The sequence below is a fragment of the Alloacidobacterium dinghuense genome (genome assembly GCF_014274465.1).
Classification (GTDB): domain Bacteria; phylum Acidobacteriota; class Terriglobia; order Terriglobales; family Acidobacteriaceae; genus Alloacidobacterium; species Alloacidobacterium dinghuense.
In genome coordinates this window covers 3,722,960-3,746,995 of sequence record NZ_CP060394.1, presented here as the reverse complement: position 1 = coordinate 3,746,995, position 24,036 = coordinate 3,722,960, and the positions used below count along the sequence as shown (strand labels likewise).

14 protein-coding genes and 1 tRNA gene are annotated in these 24,036 nt (G+C 54.7%); 6 read left to right on the top strand and 9 right to left on the bottom strand.

The window, feature by feature from the left end:
* Positions 1-68: 68 nt before the first annotated feature.
* Positions 69-3,563 carry a TonB-dependent receptor gene (locus tag H7849_RS15430; RefSeq protein WP_186740478.1) on the top strand — a complete coding sequence of 1,165 codons (3,495 nt, stop codon included), beginning with the start codon at positions 69-71 and terminating at the stop codon, positions 3,561-3,563.
* Between the two features lie 985 nt (positions 3,564-4,548).
* Here H7849_RS15430 and H7849_RS15425 read toward each other — a convergent pair.
* From H7849_RS15425 to H7849_RS15405, 5 genes are all read right to left on the bottom strand, one after another.
* Positions 4,549-5,619, bottom strand: a complete 1,071-nt coding sequence (locus tag H7849_RS15425; protein WP_186740476.1) for a tetratricopeptide repeat protein — start codon at positions 5,617-5,619, stop codon at positions 4,549-4,551.
* On the bottom strand, positions 5,616-7,262 hold the full coding sequence (locus H7849_RS15420; RefSeq protein WP_251106293.1) for a CRTAC1 family protein: 1,647 nt from the start codon (positions 7,260-7,262) through the stop codon (positions 5,616-5,618). Before H7849_RS15420 ends, H7849_RS15425 begins: the two co-directional genes overlap by 4 nt.
* A gap of 145 nt (positions 7,263-7,407) precedes the next feature.
* Entirely contained in the window at positions 7,408-10,980 is a 3,573-nt protein-coding gene (locus H7849_RS15415) for a TonB-dependent receptor (RefSeq protein WP_186740474.1), read from the bottom strand.
* 958 nt (positions 10,981-11,938) lie between these two features.
* Complete coding sequence (locus H7849_RS15410; protein WP_186740472.1) at positions 11,939-12,658, bottom strand: hypothetical protein; 720 nt, start codon at positions 12,656-12,658, stop codon at positions 11,939-11,941.
* A gap of 52 nt (positions 12,659-12,710) precedes the next feature.
* The gene (locus tag H7849_RS15405) at positions 12,711-13,028 is read right to left on the bottom strand and encodes a hypothetical protein (RefSeq protein ID WP_186740471.1); all 318 of its coding nucleotides are present in this window, start codon (positions 13,026-13,028) and stop codon (positions 12,711-12,713) included.
* Between the two features lie 171 nt (positions 13,029-13,199).
* Here H7849_RS15405 and H7849_RS15400 point away from each other — a divergent pair, with 171 nt between their 5' ends.
* Positions 13,200-13,679 carry a hypothetical protein gene (locus H7849_RS15400; RefSeq protein ID WP_186740469.1) on the top strand — a complete coding sequence of 160 codons (480 nt, stop codon included), beginning with the start codon at positions 13,200-13,202 and terminating at the stop codon, positions 13,677-13,679.
* A 25-nt stretch (positions 13,680-13,704) separates the two neighbouring features.
* On the opposite strand, the gene H7849_RS15395 is transcribed toward H7849_RS15400, so the two are convergent.
* Both H7849_RS15395 and H7849_RS15390 read right to left on the bottom strand, forming a co-directional pair.
* Positions 13,705-13,794: transfer RNA gene (locus tag H7849_RS15395), tRNA-Ser, on the bottom strand.
* 120 nt (positions 13,795-13,914) lie between these two features.
* Positions 13,915-16,086, bottom strand: a complete 2,172-nt coding sequence (locus H7849_RS15390) for a S9 family peptidase (RefSeq protein WP_186740467.1) — start codon at positions 16,084-16,086, stop codon at positions 13,915-13,917.
* 131 nt (positions 16,087-16,217) lie between these two features.
* On the opposite strand from H7849_RS15390, the gene H7849_RS15385 reads away from it, so the two are divergent.
* Positions 16,218-17,543, top strand: coding sequence for a DNA polymerase domain-containing protein (locus H7849_RS15385; RefSeq protein WP_186740466.1), 1,326 nt, complete (start codon positions 16,218-16,220; stop codon positions 17,541-17,543).
* 13 nt (positions 17,544-17,556) lie between these two features.
* On the opposite strand, the gene H7849_RS15380 is transcribed toward H7849_RS15385, so the two are convergent.
* A complete protein-coding gene (locus tag H7849_RS15380) occupies positions 17,557-18,630 on the bottom strand; it encodes an ATP-dependent DNA ligase (RefSeq protein WP_186740465.1) in 1,074 nt (357 codons plus the stop codon).
* 123 nt (positions 18,631-18,753) lie between these two features.
* Here H7849_RS15380 and H7849_RS15375 point away from each other — a divergent pair, with 123 nt between their 5' ends.
* Positions 18,754-20,115, top strand: coding sequence for an MATE family efflux transporter (locus tag H7849_RS15375; protein ID WP_186740464.1), 1,362 nt, complete (start codon positions 18,754-18,756; stop codon positions 20,113-20,115).
* On the opposite strand, the gene H7849_RS15370 is transcribed toward H7849_RS15375, so the two are convergent.
* Entirely contained in the window at positions 20,112-21,353 is a 1,242-nt protein-coding gene (locus tag H7849_RS15370; RefSeq protein WP_251106292.1) for a nucleoside permease, read from the bottom strand. The two genes, H7849_RS15375 and H7849_RS15370, sit on opposite strands and share 4 nt — an antisense overlap.
* A 339-nt stretch (positions 21,354-21,692) precedes the next feature.
* Between H7849_RS15370 and H7849_RS15365 the strand changes: the two genes are divergently transcribed.
* Together H7849_RS15365 and H7849_RS15360 are read left to right on the top strand one after the other, a co-directional pair.
* Complete coding sequence (locus H7849_RS15365; protein ID WP_186740462.1) at positions 21,693-22,697, top strand: SMP-30/gluconolactonase/LRE family protein; 1,005 nt, start codon at positions 21,693-21,695, stop codon at positions 22,695-22,697.
* 15 nt (positions 22,698-22,712) lie between these two features.
* Positions 22,713-23,999: an MFS transporter gene (locus H7849_RS15360; protein WP_186740461.1), complete on the top strand. Its 1,287-nt coding sequence runs from the start codon at positions 22,713-22,715 to the stop codon at positions 23,997-23,999.
* Positions 24,000-24,036 lie beyond the last annotated feature (37 nt).

Sequence of the window (24,036 nt, the reverse complement as noted above, 5' to 3'; positions counted from 1 at the left end):
AATATTTCCGGTGTTTGACTTCGAGGCTGGCACGCAAAGTATTCTTCTTAATCATCTTCAGCATGAGTGTGGCAGCAGTCTGTCCGCTTCTGTACGGTCAGGCCACGGGAAGCTTCTCCGGCACAGTTACCGATAAAACCGGGTCGAGCGTTCCTGAAGCGACCGTTACGGCTACCTCTCAGGCAACCGGTCTTGAACGCACGGGTAAGACTGACGAGGCAGGCCACTATTCGATCCCGTTACTCCCCGTGGGTATATACACGGTACGCGTGGATTCGACCGGCTTCCAAAGCAGCGAATCCAAAGATCTCAATCTCCAGGTCGATCAAGCTCGCGAACTTGACTTCAACCTTGCTCCTGCGAGCGTATCCACTACCGTCACCGTTGCCGGCGAGGCAGTCGCTGTCGAGACAGCCAATCCCTCTCTCGGTCAGGTCATCACGTCGCAGCAAGTCGCGCAACTGCCCTTAAACGGCCGCGATTTTGTGCAACTCGCCACACTCACGGCAGGCGCCACAGCGGAGACGAATCCCGGCAGCTTCTTTACCTCTGCAGCAAGCAGTGAGGTAGCAGCACGCGGCCCCTTCTCATTGTCGGTCGGCGGCTCCCGCCCAAACAGCACCGATTGGTTGCTCGATGGAGTTGACAATAATGAATTGACCGCAGGCGGCATCGCCATCTTGACCTCCATCGACGACATTCAGGAGTTCAAGGTTCTCACCTACACCTACTCCGCCGAATACGGAACGCGCGCCGGTCCCACCGTACTTCTGACGACGAAGTCAGGAACGAACGACTTCCATGGAACGCTGTACGAGTTTTTCCGTAACACGGCGCTTGATGCCAAGAGCTATTTTGCGACCTCTGCCGAGAAATTCAACCTGAACCAGTTCGGAGGCGCAATCGGCGGTCCCATTCGAAAAAATAAGACGTTCTTCTTTGTCGATGGCGAACAGAAATATCAGCGCCACGGCATCACCTTCACGGGCCTGGTTCCATCACTGGCAATGCGCACAGGCGACTTCTCCGCCGATCCTTTCGGCAATGCCATCAGCGGTCTCGCCATCGTAAACCCGAATATGATTGGGGCCTCAACCAATCCCAACGTTTATCCGAATGTCTATTTCCAGTGCAATGGAGCAGGACAACCTATAGCTGCCAACCCTGACGGACGCCAGCCACAGGGAACCCCATGCAGCAAGATCCCATCCAACCTGATCAACAACATTGGGCAGGCGATGATAAACCTATATCCCACGCCAAACGCCAGCAATGCCGCAGCGGGATATAACTACGTCAACATTCCCGTACGCGAGCTCGACGAGACGAAGTTTGATGGCCGTCTGGACCATACACTCTCCACGGCCGATTCGCTCTTCGGCCGTTTCAGCTACGATCAGGCGTTCTCCTACGTGCCGGGCGGCTCGAATCCGCCATCCTTTGCTTCAGCTAACGCCTTCGGCACCAATCAGCGCATCATCAATCACGCTCGCAATGCCGCCATCGGAGAAACGCACGTCTTCTCCGCCAGGATGGTCAATCAGGCCACCTTCGGCTACAACCGCATCTTCGATTACATCTCTTCGCAAGGTACGGGAACCTGCGCCTCTGCCACCATCGTGCCCGGCGGAATTCCCAACGCTAACCTCGGATGTCCCCCTGGCGCCACCCCATGCGCACCGGGCGCCTATAGCTGCGGGCTGGTCTCAACACTCGTCCAAGGCGGCTATTGGGCTCTCGGAGATCGCGGGTATTCCCCCTTCCAGGGTGGAACGAATATCTTCTCCTTCCGCGACTCGCTCGATCTTATCGTCCGCAAGCATGACATTCACGTCGGGCTCGACTTCCGGGCCAATCAGATGAACGTCGGTACAGAGGCCTTTCAGGATGGCTTCTGGCTCATTGGCAATGGCGGCAACTTCACCGGTCTCAGCAGCGCGAATGTTGGGGGCAATCCAGAGGCCGATTTCCTTCTCGGCATTACCGGAGGGGCAATTCACGACCAGACGTTCAACGGTCCTGTTACCGGCCGTCGATGGAAGATCTATCGTCCTTTTGGTGAGGATGATTGGAGAATCACGAATTCTCTCACGCTCAATCTTGGCCTTGCCTGGGACATGACTACACCAATCTCTGAAGCTCACGGACGCCTCGCAAACTATATTCCCAGCACCGGACAGCTTCTTGTTGCCAACCAAAACGGTGTCAGTTCGTCTGCCGGAGTGACCATGGATTGGACTGCTCTAGAACCGCGCATCGGTGCGGCGTGGAAGTTCTTCGGCAGCGATAAGACCGTATTTCGAGCTGGCTTCGCCATCTTTCACGACTCAGCGTGGAGTCAGGGGGCGCAGGGTCTTTGGCAAAACCCGCCTTTCCTTGGTGAATCCGACGCCTTCCCCCCATCTATCGGCTGCGCCTTCGCAACCTCATACTGCTCCACTGTACTTGGACAGACACCGAACGCCATCAGTCTCTCCGACGGATTTCAAGCCATTCCAGCACCGCCCACCGTTGGAACATTTACCGGCTCGTTTTATACGCAACCCACAGACTTCAAGTTGGGCAGGGTGCGGCAATACAACCTGAACGTCGAACAGGCACTGCCGGGCAATATCGTGCTCACGATGGGGTATGCAGGTTCGCGCAGCAACCACATCCTGGTCGCGGGGAATGACATCAATGTCGGAAGCCCGTCTGCCTGTGTCGGATCACCTTCCTACACAATTGGCTGTGCGCCCGGAGGACAACCTTTTTCACCACCCTATGGGCCATTCACTACGATCTTCCTCTTCGGCGATGTGGGCAAAACAAACTACGACTCGCTGCAAGTCAAAGCAGAAACCAAGACATCGAAGGGGCTTTATGCTCTGATCGCCTACTCCTATTCCCATACGATGGACAATGGCCTGTCCGATGGTCTGGGGTCCCTGCTGAGTGCGCCATATTTCCCGCTCCCCAACTGGCAGAAGCTGGATTACGCCCTGTCGCAGATCAATCTTTATAACAGCTTTACTGGCAGCGTGATCTACGATCTTCCCTTCGGCAGGGGCAAGCAGTTCGGCAGCAATTGGAGCGGCCTGACCAATACGCTTCTTGGCAACTACCAGCTAACCGTCATCGAAAGGATTTCTTCCGGTTTTCCGGATCCCTTGATCGACAGTACCAACCATTCTGGCGCCTCTTTCCAGAACGGTGGCAACAGCAACAACTGGAATCGCCCCGATCAGGTTCCAGGATGCAACGCATACGCGGCGCATCACAGCCAGAGCCAGTACATTAATCAGGCATGTTTCGTTGCCCCTCCCATCGGACAACTCGGCAACGCATCTCGCGTCCCGGTCTTAGGTCCCGACTTCGTCAACACGGACTTCTCTGTCATCAAACAGTTTGTGCTGCCGAAGGAAAAAATGGGCGTAACCTTCCGAGCTGAGTTTTTCAATCTCTTCAATCACGCGCAGTTTGGTCTGCCGGTCAACGACATAAGTGCAGTCGGCTTCGGCTCCGTAAACTCAACCGTGAACAATCCGCGCCTGGTGCAATTCGCACTCAAGCTCACTTTCTGAGCCCTTCGCCCCAGAGGGCTGTTCCTTACTGTGGGATCAAAGTGGAGGGTTTGTTTCTGCGGGAGCCGCTGGCAAGGTGAAGTGGAACGTCGCGCCACGCCTGCTGGCGCCGTTTGCCCAGATTCTACCGATCAGTCGCGTTACCTGATGTCTTGATGCTTACGCGCTCTTAGTAGATTCCACCCCGCACATTGACGGTACTACCCGCATGCACAGTATCTGCGGCATGTTGAATGGTGCGCCAAGGTGCCCTTTGCGTGCTGGGATTCGAATCATCCCCTATCTTCGACACGTAGAAGGAGGAGATGGACTGGCCAAAGGCCGCCACAAGTCTCCCACATTGGATCAAAGCGAGGGTCATCCACCTTGACCAGGCTGCCCGTGGTGGTTTGCTCGCGCAAATATAGGCCAAGTGTCTTCAAAATCTTCAGGCCACGAGCACCTGCTTGATGTGCGCCAACAATAGCGTCCGCTTGCAGCTGGGCGTAATTCGGCTCTTGAAATAGGTTATAGGATGGTTCGGTGAAGGTATAAAAGCGTGTCGGAAAGGTCTTGTCGTATTGAGAGACTGCGCCTTGCAGCCCAGCGCCGAAACCGCCGGTGAGGTTAGTTTAGCGGGCGTAAGCTTCGGCAGCCGCCTCGTAAGCAAGCCGTCGCACAGCATCCTTCGCACGCCTCCTCTGTGGCGGATTATAAGATTAAATGAGTCATTGAGCATTGTGTCTGCTGTACTGCTCTTGATAGGCGACTATAGTCGGTTGACCGTCAACAATGCAGATCACACTTACCGCATATCAGAAGACATCGGACAAACTCATCGCTGCAATCCCTAGATGGTAAAGAAAGTTATAACGTAAACGATCGAGGTTCTCTCACAATCATCTATTCGGTTGCACTGCGAAACCCTAAACGGAATCCTGGCAATCCCTCTAGGAGATCTCTCATTCACGGGTGATTCCCTTGCCTGCTTGTTGTCTAATATTGGCTAATTCGGCGAAACGTCCGTGTGACCCGGCTTGCTCTGCAATTTACGGAATTCTTGCATTTCGCGATCGGCATCCGCGGGCTTTCCCAGTTTGCGATAAATGCCAGAAAGACCAAAGTGCGCTTGGGCGGCAAGCGGAGTATTTTTCTCCAAGGTTAGAAGATGCTGCCAGTACTTCTCCGCCATCGTATCGTCTCCATCCATAGCCGCCGCCTTTCCTAGCTGGTAGAGGGTTTCCGGCATGTCCTCTCTCAGCTGGTCGGACTGGACGAGTGCCTCGCGCGCTTCGTGGAATTTGCCCAACTGCAGCCGAGCTTCACCGAGACGATAAAATGCTTCGGCGCTCCCTGGTTGAGCTTCAGTTTCTAACCGGAATTGTTCTTCGGCTTTGTCCCATTGCTGTGCGCGGGCGTAGAGTTCGCCCAGCTGCAGGTGCAAACCCGCTGTTTGTGGGCGCAGACGCAATGCTTCGAAAAATTCCCGTTCGGCGTTAGGGACATCTCGCAGCACTGCGTAGTCCTGCGCCATCATCTCATGGGCACGAGCGGAATCCGGAAAGCGAGCTTCGAGTTCGTCAAAAACCTGCTTGGAGAGCAGGCCGGAGGCTCGGCCATAGTAATAGAGCAGCTCCGGGTCATTCGGACTTTGAGCCAGAGCTTTTTGAAGAACTGCCACGGCCTCCGGCAATTTGCCTGCGTCGAGCAGAGCGATACCGAGCGCGTCCTCGGCCTGCGCCTTCTCAAGATGTGGAATCGCTTCGGTGGCATACCCTTGAGCCAAAAGTGCGTAACCCAACAATCGGTGGGCCGCTTCGAGGTCGGGGCTGAGCTCAATGGCCCGCTTCAAAGGCGGAATAGCGGCCGCATAATCGCGTTTCTCGATGTATACCCCACCGAGATCGGCGAACGCGACTCCCAGTTTGGGATCGAGCTCAGTTGCCTTTTGAAACTCGGCCAACGCTGCGTCCAGTTGTCCGCGCTTTTCTGCGTCCACTCCTACATGCACATGCTCGATGGCCGGCGACGCGGAAGCCTGTATCATGAGTAAGACCGACAGGAAAGCACCAATCATGATTTCTCCGGCTCGCGGACTTCAAGAAACTGATTGGCTCTGACACCCTCAAGGATTTGATGGCAGCCAGAGGGCCAGTGAATTTCCACTTTGGCCAACTGAGCCGCGCCGAGGCCAAAGTGGAGACGCTTGTCGCTCGCCGAAATGTAGCTGCCAGCCGTGGTTGCGAATCGCTTCTGACCGTTGACCTGCACGGACGCACCTAGCCCATCGCGGTTACTGCGCGTTCCGCGCAAGGAGATCGAGAGCCAATTTCCAGATCCGCCGTGATTCAAAAGCATCAGCGGCTCTCCGCCCAGCGAAGTGACGACAACGTCCATCCAGCCATCGTTATTCAGATCGCCGAACGCCGCGCCGCGGCCGGCAATCGCCTCGGTGGTTCCTGCATCAGCTCGCTCAAAGCGCCCGTTGTGATTGAGCGCCATTAACGGCGCCTGCTTGTAATGAAGCATAGGGTCGATCGCTTCTACGTTGTCCAGCACATGGCTCTGGGCGACGAACAAGTCCTTCCAGCCATCGTTGTCGAAGTCCTCCAAGCCTATACCCCACCCCGAGCTTGCCGCGGAGAGCAAGCCCAGGCCTGCCTGCAGACTGCGGTAGCTGAATAACCCATTGCCATCATTATGAAAGAGTGCGTAAACCTCGCGGGGCAGCACCGTCACCAGGATGTCGGGCCTCCCGTCGTTGTCGTAATCCTGGAAGACAGTGCCCATGCCCGATAAAGGCTTGCCATCGGCGGTTAGCGCCGTGCCCGCTTCCAGAGCGCATTCTGTGAATGTCCCGTCGCCGTTATTGTGGAAAAGAAACTGGCGCATGCCGTCGTTAGAAACAAAGATGTCGGTGAATCCATCGTCATCGTAGTCCGCGAACGACACGCCAAGCGAGCGCCCCTTGACCGACGCAATCCCGGAGCGTTGGCTGACATCTTCAAATGTGCCATCCCCGCGATTGCGATAGAGGATATTTGTGGTTGCTGGGAACTCAGCTGGCGGGCAATATGTCTGCCACTCGCCTCCGCAGATCTTACTGTGTTGCGTATCCCATATCATGTAGCGCGTAACGAGCAAATCCAGGTGACCGTCATTGTCGTAATCAAAAAAGCCTGCGGAGCAGCTCCAACCGCCAGCCTCCACGCCTGCCTTGGTGGTGACGTCTGTAAACGTTCCATCCTTATTGTTGTGGTAGAGGGTGTTTTTCCCGTAATTCGTGACGTACAGGTCGGGAAAGCCATCATTGTCGTAATCGCCGACCGCCACACCCATGCCGTAATTGCCGTCACCCGCGTTCGCCAGACCCGCTTCCTTTGTTACGTCCGTGAAGCTTCCATCCGGATTCTGCCGGTAGAGGCGATTCCAATTCCGAGGATTTTGCCGGTCGAAGGTCTCGGGTGGGTGCATCGGATTCGCGAGCCGGCCGCTATTGACCAGAAAAATGTCGAGCAACCCGTCGTTGTTGTAATCGAAGAGCGCCACACCGCCGCCCATCGTTTCGATCAGGTACTTCTGCGGCGTGGGCGAATTCACGTGGTTGAAATCCAGGCCACGCGGATGCTTCGTGTCAAACAAGGACATGGGCCCGGGCAAAGCCAGGCCCATGGCGGCAAACGCTTCGAGGAAATCGCGTCGTGTGATCCGCCGGTTCATCCGATTTTGCGCGTGCTCCCGTCAGGCAATCGCAAGGTTAGCAGAAGTCACACGCGCGCGCATCGCAGTTGCAAGGCCCGTGGAATACAGCGTTGACGGTCATCGTTAGCCGCGATGCAGCATCCACCTTCGCTCCGCTCACCTGTTAGAACTGAAACTTCAGAGCGAACTGAATGAGCCTCGGATTACCCAATTGGCTGCTAGTAATTCCGAAACTCGTGTTATTCGATGTACAGCAAGCGGTATTCGGTGGGCCAAACTGGACGCGATTAAATGCATTGAAGAACTCCGTTCGGAACTGCACACCGAACTTTTCCGCTGGCCCGAAGCTCGTCGTCTTGAATATCGCGAGATCCCAGTTATTGATCCCTGCGCCCCGAAGCGTTGGATCCACGCGCGACTCGTTCCCGAAACCAAAGTCGCTGGGAGCTGTGAAGCATTCTGGGTTAAACCAGGCGACTCCCCCCACCGAATGGACGTGCGAGGTACCCTTGCTGCATCCCGCCGCAATATTCGGGCGCAAAACCCCGATTCCCAGACTCGCCTTTGACAGCGCTGTCGAGCCCCCATAGCTTATCGGCAAGGGGAAGCCCTTCTGAAACGTCGTGATGCCATCGAGGCCCCAGCCGGAAACCACTTTCCCGGTGACGCCGGACGCATCGGCCATGTACTTTTGACCGTGACCAAAGGGCAGGTCATAAACGTAACTGAGCACTACGCGCTGAGACACGTCCTGGGAAGAGAGCGACCACTCTGCCCTGAGGTTGTTCCAGTCCTGCACCTCTCCAACACCGGTCTCCAGCCAGGTGGTCAGGGTGTCTGAATTGGTCATGAGTTTTGCGTTTGTGTAGGCAGCCAGGAACGATCCGCCTCCGGTGAAGCGCTTGGTGACTGAAAGTTGAAACGAGCTATATTCACTGTCGCAGCAACCATCTCCGGCAAGGCTGACGCCACCATACTGCGGGTAAGGACGGAGCAGCTGACCGGCGATCACCGTAGGGTTTGTCGTCGGGTTCAACGAGCTTACCGTGTTAATCCCCTGGAACGGGTTGGGAACGTTCACTAGCAAGGCGCTTCCCATAGCCAGGTCCGCGTCGGGAAGCTGGTCAATTTGAGTCGCAGTCGGATTTGGCAAATGCACGCCCCGCGAGCCTGCGTACGCGGCATCGACGAAGATTCCTCCCGGCAGCTCTCTTTGAATGTCCAGGTTGAACTGCTGGACGTACGCCGGCTTATATGTGGTGTAGGGAGCTACTGTGATGTTTTGCCCGGCATCAAAGGCCGAAACGTTGCCTCTGCCAAGGGGAGTCACGACATTTGGACCGAAGGGTCCGTTTGTCGCGCAATTCAGCGTTCCCGAAGGAGCTCCCGCGCTGAATGCGCAGTTGCTCGCTGTCAGTGTGCTGGCGGGGGTGATGCCGCCGTTCGTGGTTGCAACCCACAGCGTCGAAGCCAGGTTGATGGCATCATTGCTGGGGTTCAGGTTGAAAAATATCCAGTTGGGGATGAAGAATATTCCATAGCCCGCGCGAATGGCTGTCTTCTGATCCACGGTATAAGCAAGTCCAAGACGGGGCATGAACTCATACTTCTTCAGCGGTATGTTGCCTCGGGTGTCATTTACTCCGTTACGAACGAGGAAGACGTCGCCTCGGCATGGCCCTCCGTTACAGCCCGTAACGGAGGCATTGGTCGCCGCCGGATCCCAATAGCTTATAAAGTCATGGCGCTCGGTCCAGGGTCCCTGCAAATCGTAGCGCAGACCTAAGCTGAGCGTTACTTTCGATTGGACTCTCCAAGTATCACCGAAAAAGAAGGCTCGATAGGCTTCCTTTTGCGCCACCAGGGCGGGAATCTGCGTCTCACCGAAATTGTGGTTGAACACGCTCGATTGGTTCAGGCCATATCCCAGCAGAAAATCGGCGAAGGAGATACCGCCTGTTCCGCCGGCAACAGGATTGCTCTGCGTCCAGCTGCCGTTGAAAGCAAAGGCGCCGCTGGCGATGTTCGTCTGGGCGTAGTTGTCAAAGGTCTCAATCAGTTGACCGCCAAACAACATGGTGTGACGTCCCTTGATCCAGGTAAGGTTGGGAGAGAGAGCCCATTGCGTGTCGTGATCCGTGATGAAGCTCTGGCCCTGCGAGCAGGTAACGCCGGGGTCTTGTGGCGTGAAGCAGGGCGTGAACGGCGACCGGCCAGCAGCCGGAATTGCCGTATTGTAAGACGACGGCCAGCCATACTGAGTCAAGTCAAAACTCGAGTTCTTCGGTGAACGCAAGTAGTGGAACCGGCTGCCGCTGAGGTTCACACTTAGCAACAGATTGGGCCGGATGGAGTTGGAGTAGTCTATGACGGCGGCGTTGGTCTGATACGTTTCCGCGCAACGATCCGCGCAGAGTCCTGTGCCGAAGGGATCGGTGGGCAAATCCAGAAGGTTAAAGAAGTTGTAACGGACAAAAATATTCTGCGTCGAAGTCAACTTTTGATCAACACGAGCTACGTATTGATTGGTGTTTCCACCCGAAGGCGCGGCCGCGGTGAAGTTCAGGTTTTCGGCGCCGTTTGTGGGCATCGGAAGATATTTAAGTTCAACCAATGCCGCCGGGCTAATTGATCCGCCAGGGATTGTGTTATTGGCGAATTGCGTACGGCCGCAATTCGCTGCCGTGGAGTTTCCGACACACGCCGCGCTGATGCTCAACGGATCATAAATCGGAGTGTCAGCGGGAAATACGCCGCTCCTCTCACCAACCGTGGGCACAGTGGTCGTAAAAATCGAGGATGCCCGCTGACGGTAACCGTCATAGGCAAAGAAGAAGAACGTCCTGTCTTTGATAACCGGGCCGCCAAACGTGCCGCCGAACTGATTCTGCACGTAGGGGGGATTCGTCGTCGCAAAATACGGCCGGGAATTCAAGACCTTATTGCGCAGATATTCATACGCTACCCCGTGGAAGGTGTTCGTCCCTCCCTTCGTGCTCAAATTGACAATGCCGCCGGAGAATCTGCCCCACTCCGGTCCGAGGTTGTTGTACTGCACCTTGAACTCGGATATGGCGTCCTGATCAGGAATCAGAATGGGCAGATTGATGTAACCAATGTTCACCGGTTGCCCGTCGATGTACTCGGCGCTCTCGTTGCCGAACGAGCCACCCACCTGGTAGTTGCCCCAGCTGAACGGATTCTGGCCCACCTGCGAACCGCCCGCGCCACCTTGCGCGATCGCAGCTGGAGAAAGAGTGATGAGGTTGAAAACGTTGCGGCCATTCAAAGGAGTTTCGTTGGTCTTGCGTTCGTCAATGACTTGGCCCAGGGACGCGTTATCGGTCTGCAGCAGCGGAGCCTCCGCGGTCACTTCCACCGTCTGGGTGTCGGCGCCGACCTCCATGGTGGCGTCAATGCGGACACTCTGTTGCACCTGCAAGTCAAAGGTGGCACGCTTAAAGCGCTTGAACCCGGTCTTATCCACATCAATTGTGTACTCACCTGGATTCACATTGACGAAGGAATAGAGTCCGTTTTGATCTGTGTTAAATGTTTCCTTGGCGCCCGTGGCGATGCTGGTCAGCGTGACCTGCGCGCCTGAGACAGCGGCGCCCGTGGCGTCCTTGACTGTTCCTGAAATTGAACCGAAGGTGGACTGCCCGCGGGCAGTAAAGCAACAGCCGAGGAAAAGCACCGTTGCGAAGACAGGAATCCATAATTTGTGTGAAATCACTGCGCCTCCTAAAAGTTCTGCAAACCAGCGGGCCCTATCAGACCGCATCTAGTCGGTGCGACTTAGACAGTGACCTTGGCGTATCTTTCGCCTGTTTTGTATACAGAGTCATCAACCCTGGCAAACTCTGCGGTTGCGGAGTCTACCGGGATGAAATCCAGGAAGGAAATGCAGGACAACATACATGAGACCTCAGCTCTTTCCATGCAAGGTACTAGTCTCAGAATGCTTGCGGGGGAATGTAACCATAGGGCTGTGACGGCTGTCAAGATTGCGGTTCTAGAAACCCTGTCGCGATCAGCAACGGCTATGAATTACTTTTTTAGACATTCGTCTGACTGAGAAAGCGGCCATTTTGCGAGAAGAAATATTTTTTTCTCATCCACCACGCCACAAACCGGATTATCCCGTACTTTGGTGGACGATAAGTAGCGACCTAGATCAGGAGATCGATTTTGCGCTAGTGATGCACGCGAGCAACTCAACGCATCTTGATTCGAGTCAACTCAGATGTCGTGGACAAATGGCAATTGAGGAAATGCGTCTCGTCGAATCGGCCCGACAGTTGATCGAGATTGAGGATGAGGCCACCAAAACTACCTCACGCCCAAGAGCGAAAAGAACCAACCACGAAAAGCGAGCGTTATCATTTGAAAGGGCTAGGCCATAACGAAAGAAAAGGCCCAGATAATCATGACCAAGAATGGCAAGTTTTAGATAAATAATGATTCTAAACGCTTTAGTTGTGGCGGAGAGAGTGGGATTCAATTAGGGTAAATTCCTCAAAATCAATGGTTTGAAGTATTTACCGTAACCGCTTTTCTGACAAAGATCTTTGAGTAGCACGCTCTTGCATATGGTGCTGTTTCTTATATGCAATATCGCGGATTTTCTCGAAAAACGGTATCAGTGGTATCAGTTCATTCTTGGTCAAGAAAGCAATGCTCTACACCTTCATTCAAAACAGCAGTCGAAGCGAGAGCACGGTAAAAAGGCAGAGCATAATAACGGCCAACATGGTGCAGTTCAGAGCTAATTTAGCCCAGACACCTTCTCTGGATGCTTTCCTTATTTCTGCTGCATACTCGGTCGCACGTTTCGCGGAATCCTCGCCCTCTTGTTTTACAAGCTCAGCAAGACCAGCAAACAGTTTTGACACATCAATCTTGTCTTCCCCGATTAGAATCTCCCCTTTGAGAAGACCGCTGAGTCCGGAGATGCTGACGTGAGCACGTTGGTGGTTATGAGCTGAACAATCAGCGGAAACCCGGGCCAAAACGGAATATACCGAAGAGTGCCTGTCGAGGATCACCCGGTAGCTGAAATAGATGGACAGAATCAAGAGAAGCCACGAAAAAGCCACCATCCATAAATGCGGATGTCCGCTCAGATGAGCGGCGCCCAGCCGTGACGACAGTGAACCCAAGAAAGTAACCGACAGAGCGATCGTTGCACCGTCCAATAAGATCAGCTTTTCGTAAAGGTTCGTTCCGATTCCTATTTGGCTGGATAACTTGTCGTATAGCTGCAAGCTAGTCTGCAAATGAAATCGTCGATGATCGTCAAATTCCTTGAACAACTCCTTAGCTGCGTTCAAGTTCGTGATGTGCAGCGGTATCGGCTCACTGGATGGCGTGTGGTCGGAAGGAGCGGTTGGTAGCTCAGAAATATCGGACAAAACCCTATTCCTTTTGTGTTTCGTTTATGGTCGGCGCTTACTACGACCCCGGTCATTGCATCGATTTGTACTCGTCTATTGCAGCATCCCACTCGGCGAGTTCTTCCGGAGACAGCAACTTCCGGTTTTGTTCCGTGACGATGCGCCCCGTCTTCTTCATCGCGTAGATAAGCGCCGGTCGGATATTCGCTTCCTTGGCGACATTCATCATTTCATCGAATATCTCTGACGCTTTGGCTTCAGAGAACGGCTGTGGGGTATCGGCGTCCGGGTCGAAAAAGATCGGATCGCCGGGGCCGGGATCGCGGTGAAACTTCTTGCGAAATGCCTTCAGTTGCTTCTTCATTGCCTGTGCTACTTCAGGCGACATTGGAATCTTCTTCTGCACTAAGGTTCCCCCTTTCGATGAATGATATATCGCATAGCCAAAACCGCATGAGACAAGAATTGAGCGTATCAGAGACGCCCGTGACTCTGGTAACGCAAGACTTGAAAGCGCGATGAGGTACAGTGCTTAGCTGGGCGGGAGGCGAATGCAGGCATGTTGAAGAGCGAGAGTTTGAGAAATCTTCTTTACCTTGCGGATCAGGCGTCAGCGAATTACATCATCGAAGTCAAAAGGCTTCAGGAAGCTGAACGGCGAATCACGATGCATGAGCGGCAAGACACGCATATGTGTCTGGAAGCCGGTTGCGGAAAGCCGGTGGTGGGCAAGCTGATGTTCGCACACTGCGAAGCGCATCTTGATTCATATGAGAAGCGATGGTTCAAGGAAGACATCGAATCAAGTCCCGCCCCGCTTCCAGAAACCAAGAGTCGATTCGATCAGATTTTCGAGGAGTTAGAGAAAGAACACGCGGGAAAGCTCGTCCAATTGCGAGAGCAGGCTTTGGCTGAAGCATATAAAACTGTCAGTACATTTTGGAGTGCACGGAGGGAACGGCGCCGTTTACTCCCGGAAGCACTGTGCAACAGGCTGGTGGCTCACGAAGCGTTGCTGATAGATATCGATGCCGTATAGTGTAAGCTATTGATTATAAATATTATGGCGGAGAGAGTGGGATTCGAACCCACGTTAGAGTTTCCCCTAAACACGCTTTCCAAGCGTGCGCCTTCAGCCACTCGGCCATCTCTCCAGCGACGGGAAGCTCTTTTCAAGTTAACACATTTGACCCCTTGGCATCTGTCTGTCTAAAGGAGATCTGAGAGGCGAAATTTGTGCTTGAAAGAGCCATTTAAGCGCCAAAAATTGGCATTTAGCGGTCCAATTCGTGCTCTTTTGGCGTCACGACATCATATTCGGGTTCGCTCTTGTCCATCAGGTATTTGCCGAACCATCCGGTGATGTGATCGAGCCGTTCGATGCGGTGCGCGGGCACTCCGGAGCGTGAGAGTTCATGCGACTCGCCGGGGAAGCGGACCATGACGGTATTGACGTGGCGATATTTCAGCATGCGAAAGAGCTGTTCGCCGCCGCTGGTGGGAGGGGTTCGGTAATCGGCTTCGCCAAGGATGAACATCATCGGAGTTTGGATTTTCTTGGCGTTGGTGATCGGCGAGCGGGCGCGAAAATCTTCGGGGGTCTCAAATGGCGGGCCTTTGAACCAGGTTGGCTGGAAGAGTGTGAAATCGGCGGTGTACCACCATGAAGTCCAGTCGGAAATATCGCGTTGCGAAACGGCCGCGACGAAGCGGGTGGTCTGCGTTACGGTCCAGTCGGTGAGCAGGCCGCCGCCGCTGCCTCCGGTGACGCCGAGTTTCTTGTCGTCGATGTATCCGCGGCGGATCAGCTCATCGACGCCGGCCATGAGGTCTTTGTAGTCGTCGCCGGGATAGTGATACTGAATGATGTTGCCGAATTCCTGACCGTAGGAAGTGCTGCCGCGCGGGTTGGGATAGAGCACGACGTATCCTTTGGCCGCCATGTAGAGAAATTCGTGATCGAAGACGTAGCCGTACGCGGTGTGCGGGCCTCCGTGAATGTTGAGGATGAGCGGATATTTTTTGTGCGGGTCGAAATCGCATGGCTTCTGTACCCAGGCTTGAATGCGCTTGCCGTCGAAGCTCTTGTAGGTGATCTCCTCGGGCGGGGCGAGATTGAGCTGGGCGAATAGCTCGTCGTTGATATGTGTCAGCTGATTCTCTTTGCCATCGGCGGTGATGGAGAAGAGATCGCCGATCATGAGTGGCGTTGAGACGAGGCCGACCGCTTTTGCGTGATCGGCTGAAAGAGAAAACAACTGGATTGTCTGATTGCCGGAAGTGAAGTCGGAAACCTTGCCGTTTGTCAGGTCAATCTTTACGAGATTGGCGCGGCCTTCTTTTGTGGCCACGTCGAGCAGAGTGTGATCATCGAGCCAAACGGGATGCGCGTTTCCTGCGGCGCGAGGCGCGCGATTGTCTCCGCCGATTGAGTCGCCGATGTCGTAGTCGTAGTCGGGTGCGACGTTTCTGGCTTCAGCGCCGGGCTTTAAGGCAATCGTCCAGAGATGCGGCTCGGAGTAAGAGCGCACGGGCACGGTCGTTGCTCCGCGAAACGCGACCTCGGTGCCGTCTGGACTGATGACCATGTCTTGCGCGCCGAAGGGTATTGCGGCAACGAGGCTTGCGTCTCCGCCGGAAGCAGGGACGGAATAGATGGCACTCTTTGGCGGCTCGTAGTAGGGTTCGTCGGAGGTTTCGCGGAAGAAGTAGATGCGGCTTCCATCCGGCGACCAGACTGGATCAGAGTCGCCAAGCCTGCCGTGAGTGATCTCCTTTGGTTTTCCAGATTTCCCGTCAGAGGCGATATCGATCATCCAGAAATGATCCGGATGATCGAAGTCGAGATACCCTTCGCCATTCATGCGATAGACGGCGCGCGTAATGACGCGCACGTCGCTCTCGGGCGTCTCCTCTTTTGTCTTTGCTGCGTCGGGTTTGGACTCGTGCTTCTTCCATTCTTCCGGCGTTGTGCCGCTTGTGAGGAGAAGATGCTTTCCATCCGGAGACCAGAGCGGGGCGGAAGCGCCCTCGGGGAGATCGGAGACGCTTTCGGCTTCGCCGCCGGCGAGATTCAGCAGATAAATTTGCGGCTTGCCCGTCTTGCCGTCTTTTTCTGTGGCGCGCGCAAATGCGATGGTTTTGCTATCCGGAGACCAGCGAGGGTGGCCGTCATGCGTGCCGGCGGTTAGTCTTCGCGGTGCTTCCACTGCATTGTTCAGGTCAAGCAGCCATAAGGATGTCGCGTAACCTTTGTGGTCGGGCGTCACGTCCACGCGGACGAAGACGACGCGTGAGCCATCGGGAGCAATCTGCGTATCGCCGATCCAGTGGAACTGATAGAGATCTGTTTCGGTGATGCTTCGTTTTGTCTGCGCCTGAAGTGGTGTGTTAGCGGCAAAAAACAAAATGCAGACAGCACTCAGTAACGATTTCGCGATACGCATCGTTTGGCTCCGGTTTGTTTCGAAAAGAGCAGTGGTTAGAGTTTTACCATTCGGGAGCGATTTTTCCGGTACTGATTTTCTGGAGAGGCGATGAACGCCTCGAATGTGACCGGAAGCGGTAAGCTGTTTTGATGAGTAAAGACGAAGCCGTCGAAATACTCTCGATTGAAGGCAGGGAAGTTCGGGTTACGCATCCGGATAAGCTCTATTTTTCAAAGCAGGTCAGACTTACGAAGCTGGACATCGTGCAGTACTACCTTGCGGTGGCTGCGGGTGCGCTTGCCGGGATTCGCGATCGGCCGGTGGTTCTTAAACGGTTTGTGACTGGCGCCGAGAGCGAGGCTTTTTATCAGAAGCGGGCGCCGAGCGATCGCCCCTCCTGGCTGAGGACGGCGACTCTTTCCTTTCCCTCGGGCCGGACTGCTGAAGAGATTGTGGTGGACGATGCGGCAGGGTTGGCATGGATCGTGAACTTGGGTTGCATTGAGCTTCATCCTCACCCTGTCCGCTCCAGTGATCTGGATCATCCCGATGAGTTGCGGATTGATCTGGATCCGGGGCCGGGAGTGGGTTGGACGGATGTGCGCCGCGTAGCCATGACGGTGAAGAGCGTTCTTGAGGAAATGGATCTGCATGGCTGGCCTAAGACGAGCGGTTCGCGCGGCATGCATATTAATGTCCGGATCGAACCTCGCTGGACATTTACTGAAGTTCGGCGCGCGGCGTTGGCATTGTCGCGTGAGGTGGAGCGTCGTGCGCCGGATCTGGCGAGTTCGAAATGGTGGAAGGAAGAGCGGCATGGAGTCTTTCTTGACTACAACCAGAACGCAAAGGACAGAACGACAGCTTCTGCTTATTCGGTGCGGCCTTTGCCGGACGCTCGCGTTTCTGCGCCGCTGAGCTGGAATGAGCTTCCTGATTGCGACCCTCAAGAGTTTACTGTCTTGACGATGCCGAAGCGCTTCGCCGAGATTGGCGATCCTTTCGCAGAGATGGAGGCTGCGAGAGGATCGCTGGAAGGTTTGCTGCAGCTTGCAGCGAAAGATGAGGCGTCGGGCCTGGGGGATGCGCCTTGGCCGCCGCATTTTCGCAAGATGGAGGGCGAAGCGAAGCGCGTTGCTCCTTCGCGGGCGAAGGCTGAGTCGAGCGGTGTGAGTGCCAGGAAGTCTTCATCACGAACGTCGCGGGCGAAGGCGCCTCTTCTCACCATTGCAAATTCGCAGAGCGAAGAAGCTGCCATGGCGGGTCTGGAGCGATGGAAGGAAAAACATAAAGAGGCAGCAGCTTTATTAGCTGTTGACGATGTTCTTATTGATCGGATGCGGGGCCGGTATTCTCTTTGGACACGAATCCGAATCAACCTGCGGCATGTTCCGGAGGAAATGCGACCTGCTCAAGAGACTCCTGATCCGGACGACGATCCGACCCGCGAATGGCGAAGGCGAAGATTAACTTAGCGAGACTCTCGTGTCAGCGGCCGAGGGAAAAGATCTCGGTGAGTTCCTGGGCGGGGACGACTTCCAGTTGCGCGTACGTGCAGTCTTCGGGTCTCTTGTCCGTCCGCCATCTCTTGAAATGCGACATGTGGCGGAATCGCCTGCCCTGCATGTGCTCGTAAGAAACTTCGACAACTAATTCGGGACGTAGCGGTTGCCAGGACAGATCCTTACCCTGACTCCAACGGCTTTGACCGCCCGGCATCCGTTGGTCGGGTTCATATTCAGCCCAAGCCCGCCATGGATGATTGTCGAGCGCATTCGCGCGATAGGGTGTGAGGAAGTCCAGGAGTTCGCGGCGTTTCTCTTTTGCGAAGCTGGCGCAGACGCCGACATGCTGCAGAGCCCCGGAATCATCAAAGAGTCCAAGCAACAATGAGCCTATGGCCACGCCCTCGCTTTCCTTGTACCAGCGAAAGCCAGCGACGACGCAATCGCAATCGCGTTCGTGCTTCACTTTGAACATGACTCGCTTGTCGGGTTCGTAGATACCGTCTATTGGTTTTGCAACTACACCATCCAGGCCGGCTCCTTCGAAGCGACGAAACCAGTCTGAAGCCACGCTGGTTTCGCGCGTTGCAGGCGTGATATGCAGCGGGGGTACGGCTGAAGAAAGCAGGGCTTCCAATTTGTTGCGACGTGTCTCGAACGGCTGGCTTTGCAGATCTTCGTCTCCTTCGGATAGAAGATCGAAGAAAACCATTGAAGCCGGAATCTGTTCGGAGAGGCTCTTGACCCGCGATGCCGCGGGATGAATGCGGAGTTGAAGAGCCTCGAAATCGAGCGCGCCGTTTTGAGCGATGACGATTTCCCCGTCGAGTACGCAACGACTAGGCAGTTGCTTTTGCAAGGTCTCGATCAATTCGGGGAAATAGCGGTTCAGAGATTTCTGGTCGCGACTTTGAATGAGGAGATCAGCTGCATCTTGAAAGACAATTGCGCGGAAGCCATCCCACTTTGGTTCGTAGATCCATCCATCACCTTCCGGCAGGCCAGTGACTCGTTTGGCGAGCATCGGCAGGATCGGTGGGTTGACCGGCAGATTCATCCTTCTTGTTATATCGCAAGAGGAGGGTAGGTTATTGGTGCGCGTCTTCACAATTTCGAGAATTGAAGTTCGCTGAAGTTTGTGTGCGGACTATTTGGGGAGAGTTTTATGTAGAGTTGTAGCATGCAGGTGCAATCGACGCAGATTGATGTGAAAAGGGAATTGCGCTCCCTGTTGGCGCTCGCCATTCCTGTCATTCTGTCGGAACTTGGATGGATGTCCATGTCGATTGTGGACACGATCATGGTGGGCAGACTGAGCGCTGAGGCGATTGGCGCCGTCGGCATGGGAAATGCCATCTATTATGCGCCTGCATTGTTTGGAATCGGGATACTTCTCGGGCTCGATACGCTAGTGTCGCAGGCATATGGACGCGGCGATTTCGACGAGTGTCACCGCTGGCTCTCTCAAGGTGTGTACATCGCAGTTGCCTTCACACCCTTGCTGATGATCGTTCTCTGGGCTGCACCTTTGTCATTTCCGTATCTGGGAGTCAATGCTGCAGTAAGCCAGCAGACTTCAGATTATTTGCGGATGCTCAACTGGGGCACACTACCACTTCTGCTCTATGCATCGTTTCGCCGTTATCTGCAGGGAGTAAAGCGCGTTGGTCCAGTCACGTTCGCACTGATCTCTGCGAACCTTATCAATTGGGCAGGGAACTGGGCACTGATTTACGGTCACCTCGGATTTCCGGCGATGGGTGTGCGCGGATCGGCACTGTCTACTTGCCTGGCCAGAGTCTACATGGCCGCAGTTCTGATATTTGCTGCGTGGAGAAATGAAGCAGGCAGGGGTCATCCGCTGTTTGCAGATTGGCCGGGAGTTGTCTTTGCCCGCATTTTGAGCCTGTTGAAGCTTGGAGTTCCAGCGGCTGGACAGATCGTGATGGAGGTTGGAGCCTTCGGCGCTGCAACAGTGATGGCGGGTCGACTAACGCCAGTCGCTCTGGCTGCACATCAGATTGCGCTTAACTGCGCAGCATTTTCTTATATGGTTCCATTGGGAACCTCGGCTGCCGCGGCAGTTGCGGTGGGGCATGCCATAGGCGCCGGAGACGGCCCACGCGCACGCCGTGCAGGCTGGCTGGCGATGATGGTCGGTGTCAGCTTTATGGCATTGGCCGCTGTGGTTTTCCTCCTCGTGCCGCATGCAGTTCTCGTCATCTACACAAATCAGGAGGCGGTGGTAAGTATGGGCGTGCCACTGCTCGCGCTGGCAGCGGCATTTCAGATCTTCGATGGGATTCAAACAATATCGACTGGTGCACTGCGAGGGCTGGGTGAAACACGTGTGCCAATGCTAGCCAACTTTGCGGGTTACTGGATCTTCGGGCTGCCCCTTGGTTATGTACTCTGCTTCTGGCGCGGAAAGGGAATTATCGGTTTGTGGACTGGCCTCACTCTGGCCCTAATTTTGATCGCGTTAGTGCTGCTGCTTCAGTGGTGGCGTGATTCGTCCCGGCATACCCTTAAAGCCTGCTAGACCGTACCTACGGGTTCGGATTCTGGTTGCCTTGTAGTGGTCGACATTCGGTCTGAGTCCTTGAAGGTGAAGAAGAATAGCACCAGAACGACTGCGGAACAGGTGGCAGAAACAATCCAGATCGATCGCCATGCATGCGAAATTGAACCGTTCGCCCCTGTAATCGTATATTGGTCGACCACGTATCCGGAAAGCCATGATCCGACGAGCATTCCAGCGCCATAGGTAATGAGCGTGATCATTCCCTGGGCGGCGGCGCGCAGGGCGATGGGTGCCTTTCTGTCGACGTAAATTTGCCCAGTCACAAAGAAGAAATCGTAGCAGATGCCATGCAGGAGAATGCCGAGCCACAGCATCCACATTGCGCTTCCACTATTGCCGTAGGCGAAGAGAACATATCGCAGCGCCCAGGCTGACATGCCTGCGATGAGCATGTATTTCACGCCCAGTCGCCGAAAAAACCAGGGGATCAGCAGCATGCAGAACAACTCTGACATCTGCCCGCCGGTCATCTTTCCGGCTGCATTTTTTACGCCTGCCTCGTTCAGATAAAGATTGGTGAACGCGTAGTAAAACTGCAAAGGAATGCAGATAAGAAAAGATGCCAATGCGAAGATTGCGAAGCTGGGCTCGCGGAACAGGCGCCGCACTTCAACGGGGAAAAGATCGCTGACACGAAACTTGACGGACTGCATCAGTGGCGGCGTGTGCGGGAGTGAGAGGGAATAGAGAGCCAGGAAAAACGACGCGCCTGCCGCGACGCGCAAGGGTACCGATGTAGCCTCCAGTCGCAACGTGCCGATCAGCAAGCCGGCAACGATCCAGCCTCCGGTGCCCAGAACTCGAATCGGGCCAAACTCGGTCTTCGGGTCGGTCATCTGGCGAAAGGCAAGGGAGTTGGTGAGAGCCAATGTTGGCATGTAGCAAAGCGCGTATAGGAGAACGAGGATATAGAGAGGTCCGAATGAGGATCTGAAAGAGGCAACTACTAGAAGTATGCCGCCAAGGAAATGGACTGCTGCGAGCACCTTTTCTGTCGCGAAGAGTCGATCGGCAATAATGCCGACGAGAAAAGGAGATACGATGGCGCCTACGGCGGTCGTTCCAGCTACCAGTCCAATCTGAGCACCGGAAAATCGCAGGGACTCGCCTAACCATGTCCCCAGCGTTACATACCACGCGCCCCAGACGAAGTACTCCAGGAACATCATCGAGGCGAGACGAGCCTTCAGCAGCATTTTCATTCGCAATTAAGCGTATACGAACATGTGGGTGTTGGGGAACAAGTGTGGGCTCGGCTCCGAAGGACTAATGCGCTGATGTAAAATCACCGTGCTCAGATCCCATTGCGAAATCATTGCTCCAATCTGACTTTGTATTTCGAGACGGTAGAGTAGGGTCCTGGGAGGCCGTCATTCTAAAGCAGCGTAATGTCATCTGCATTATCAGGAGAAGATGGAGTGATCCTCAAAAGGTCAATTCGAATCGCTGTTCCTGTGGTCGTCGCAGCTATAGCGGGCTGCCTGTTGGCTCTGCTCGCCCAGACTCGGTCCAATTTCTTAAGGGCGGAGTTTCGGATGGGTTCTGCTGAAATGTCGCAAACGATAACGCCGACCATTGAGCGCTTTGATCCAGCTTTGGACCGAATCATTCCGGCTAAACCCACCTTGGAAAAGGTAGCCACAGGTTTTACCTGGACTGAAGGGCCGGTGTGGATTGCGGCAGGGTATCTTCTCTTTGCAGATATTCCCAGCAACAGTATTCGCAAATGGGCCCCTGGGGCCGGGGCGAGTATCTTTTTGCAGCCGAGTGGATATAAAGGAACGGCTCCCTATGGTGGTCCAGAGTCTGGCTCGAATGGCATGACCCTTGATGGCCACGGCCGACTTACTGTTGCCGGCCATGCGCAGCGGAATGTTTGGAGATTGGAGAAAGTTGACCCCAAGGCGCAGGTTACCGTGCTTGTCGATAGTTATGAAGGCAAGTCCCTCAACAGCCCGAATGACCTTGTGTATAAGTCCGACGGATCGCTTTACTTTACCGATCCACCGTACGGACTACGCACGCAGAAGGACAATGATCCAGACAAGCAGTTGCCCTTCAATGGCGTTTATCGCCTTCCCGGCGCGACCGCTCAGAAACCAGGTGCTCCTCCAGCCAACGGGCAGTTGCAGCTTCTTATCAAAGATTTGCCTCGACCAAATGGGATTGCTTTTTCTCCAGATGAGAAGTATCTCTACGTGAACAATTCGGAACCAAAGAAGATCTGGATGCGCTATACGGTCAAGCCTGACGGAACGCTCGCGGATGCGAAGCTGTTCTTCGATGCGAGTTCGGATACTCGTCCGGGGTCCCCTGATGGTATGAAGGTCGATCAGCAAGGAAATCTGTATAGCGCAGGGCCGGGCGGCGTCTGGATCTTTTCTCCTGATGGAAAACATCTGGGCACGATTGATATTCCCGAGAAGGTTGGAAATCTGGCGTGGGGAGACGCTGAACACAAGACGCTGTATATCACGGCGAGTTCGAGCGTCTACCGCAGTTCCTTACAAGTTCCCGGAATCTATCCGTCGATCCACTGAAGCACATAATTGATTGTGAGCAAATCAAGCGCGGTCGCAGGTTCAACAGGCCCATCGTTTGCGCGTCGACGTCGCTGGATTCCAATTAGTTTGCTGTCACTGGCGGCGCTCATCAACTATCTCGATCGTGGTAGCCTCAGCGTCGCGCTTCCGTTCGTTGCTCGCGATATGCAGCTTGATCCGTTGCAGCAGGGATGGGCTCTTGCTGCATTTTCGATCACATATACGCTTTTCCAACTTCCAGCGGGATGGATGGCTGATCGTTGGCGGCTGAAGTGGCTTTATGCAGGGGCGTTTGCTCTGTGGTGCCTGGCGTCGGCAGCCACAGGATTAGCCGGCGATCTGGCAATGTTGATTTTCTTTCGATTGCTGCTGGGCATTGGAGAGTCCATTAATCTCCCCGGCGGCCTCAGGTTCATCAGCGAACAGTTTGATTCGCATGAGCGCGCCGTTCCTTCGGCGATTTTCGATGTTGGTTGCAAGGCCGGACTGGCGATCGGCCTTGTAGTAGAAGCCTGGATCCTTCGCAATTTTGGTTGGAGCTGGATGTTTCTCTCTACGGGTCTGATCGGCTTGCTCTGGTTATTGCCGTGGCTTCTGCTCTATCCTGCTCCTTCGATTGCTGCAGCCTCACGACGTGCTGCTCCACCGTTGAGTGCGTTGATTGGAATCGTTCGCAGTCGCAACACGTGGGGAATGGCCGCAGGATTCTTCTGCTGGAATTACTTCTGGTATTTGCTCATAAGCTGGGGACCTTCATATCTCTATACCGTGCGACGTATTTCGCTGAGCCATCTTGGGTGGGTTGCCGGGGGGATCTACCTCGTCATCGCGTGCAGTGAGATCACGGGTGGTTGGCTTACTGGGGTCCTTATGAGACGCGGGTGGTCTGTCACCCGTTCAATCAAGACAATCATCGTCGTTGGCTTTTCACTTGGGCTATTCGTAATGCCGGCCTGTCTGGCAACAGGCCGAAATCTGGCGCTGCTGTTCCTTTATATCTCTGCACTTTCTGGAGTTTTGATCTCCGCAATACTGGTCGTTCCGCAGCAGTGTGCCCCGCCAAATGAGGTGGGATCTTACGTGAGTTTTCAGAACTTTATCGGGAATCTACCTGGAATCATTGGTCCGGTAATTACGGGCTGGATCGTGAGGCGCTCTGGTTCTTTTGTCCCCGCGTTCTCAATCGGCGCGGTAGCGTGCGTTGGGGGGATTGCATGTTACGTCTGGTGGATGAAGACATTCAAGAGTGAGAATACATCGCGCAATGTGAACGCGGCGGATCAAGCTATCTTCGAGTGAAATGCTTGGGGGATCGTTAGTTTGTTCGCCTAAAAAG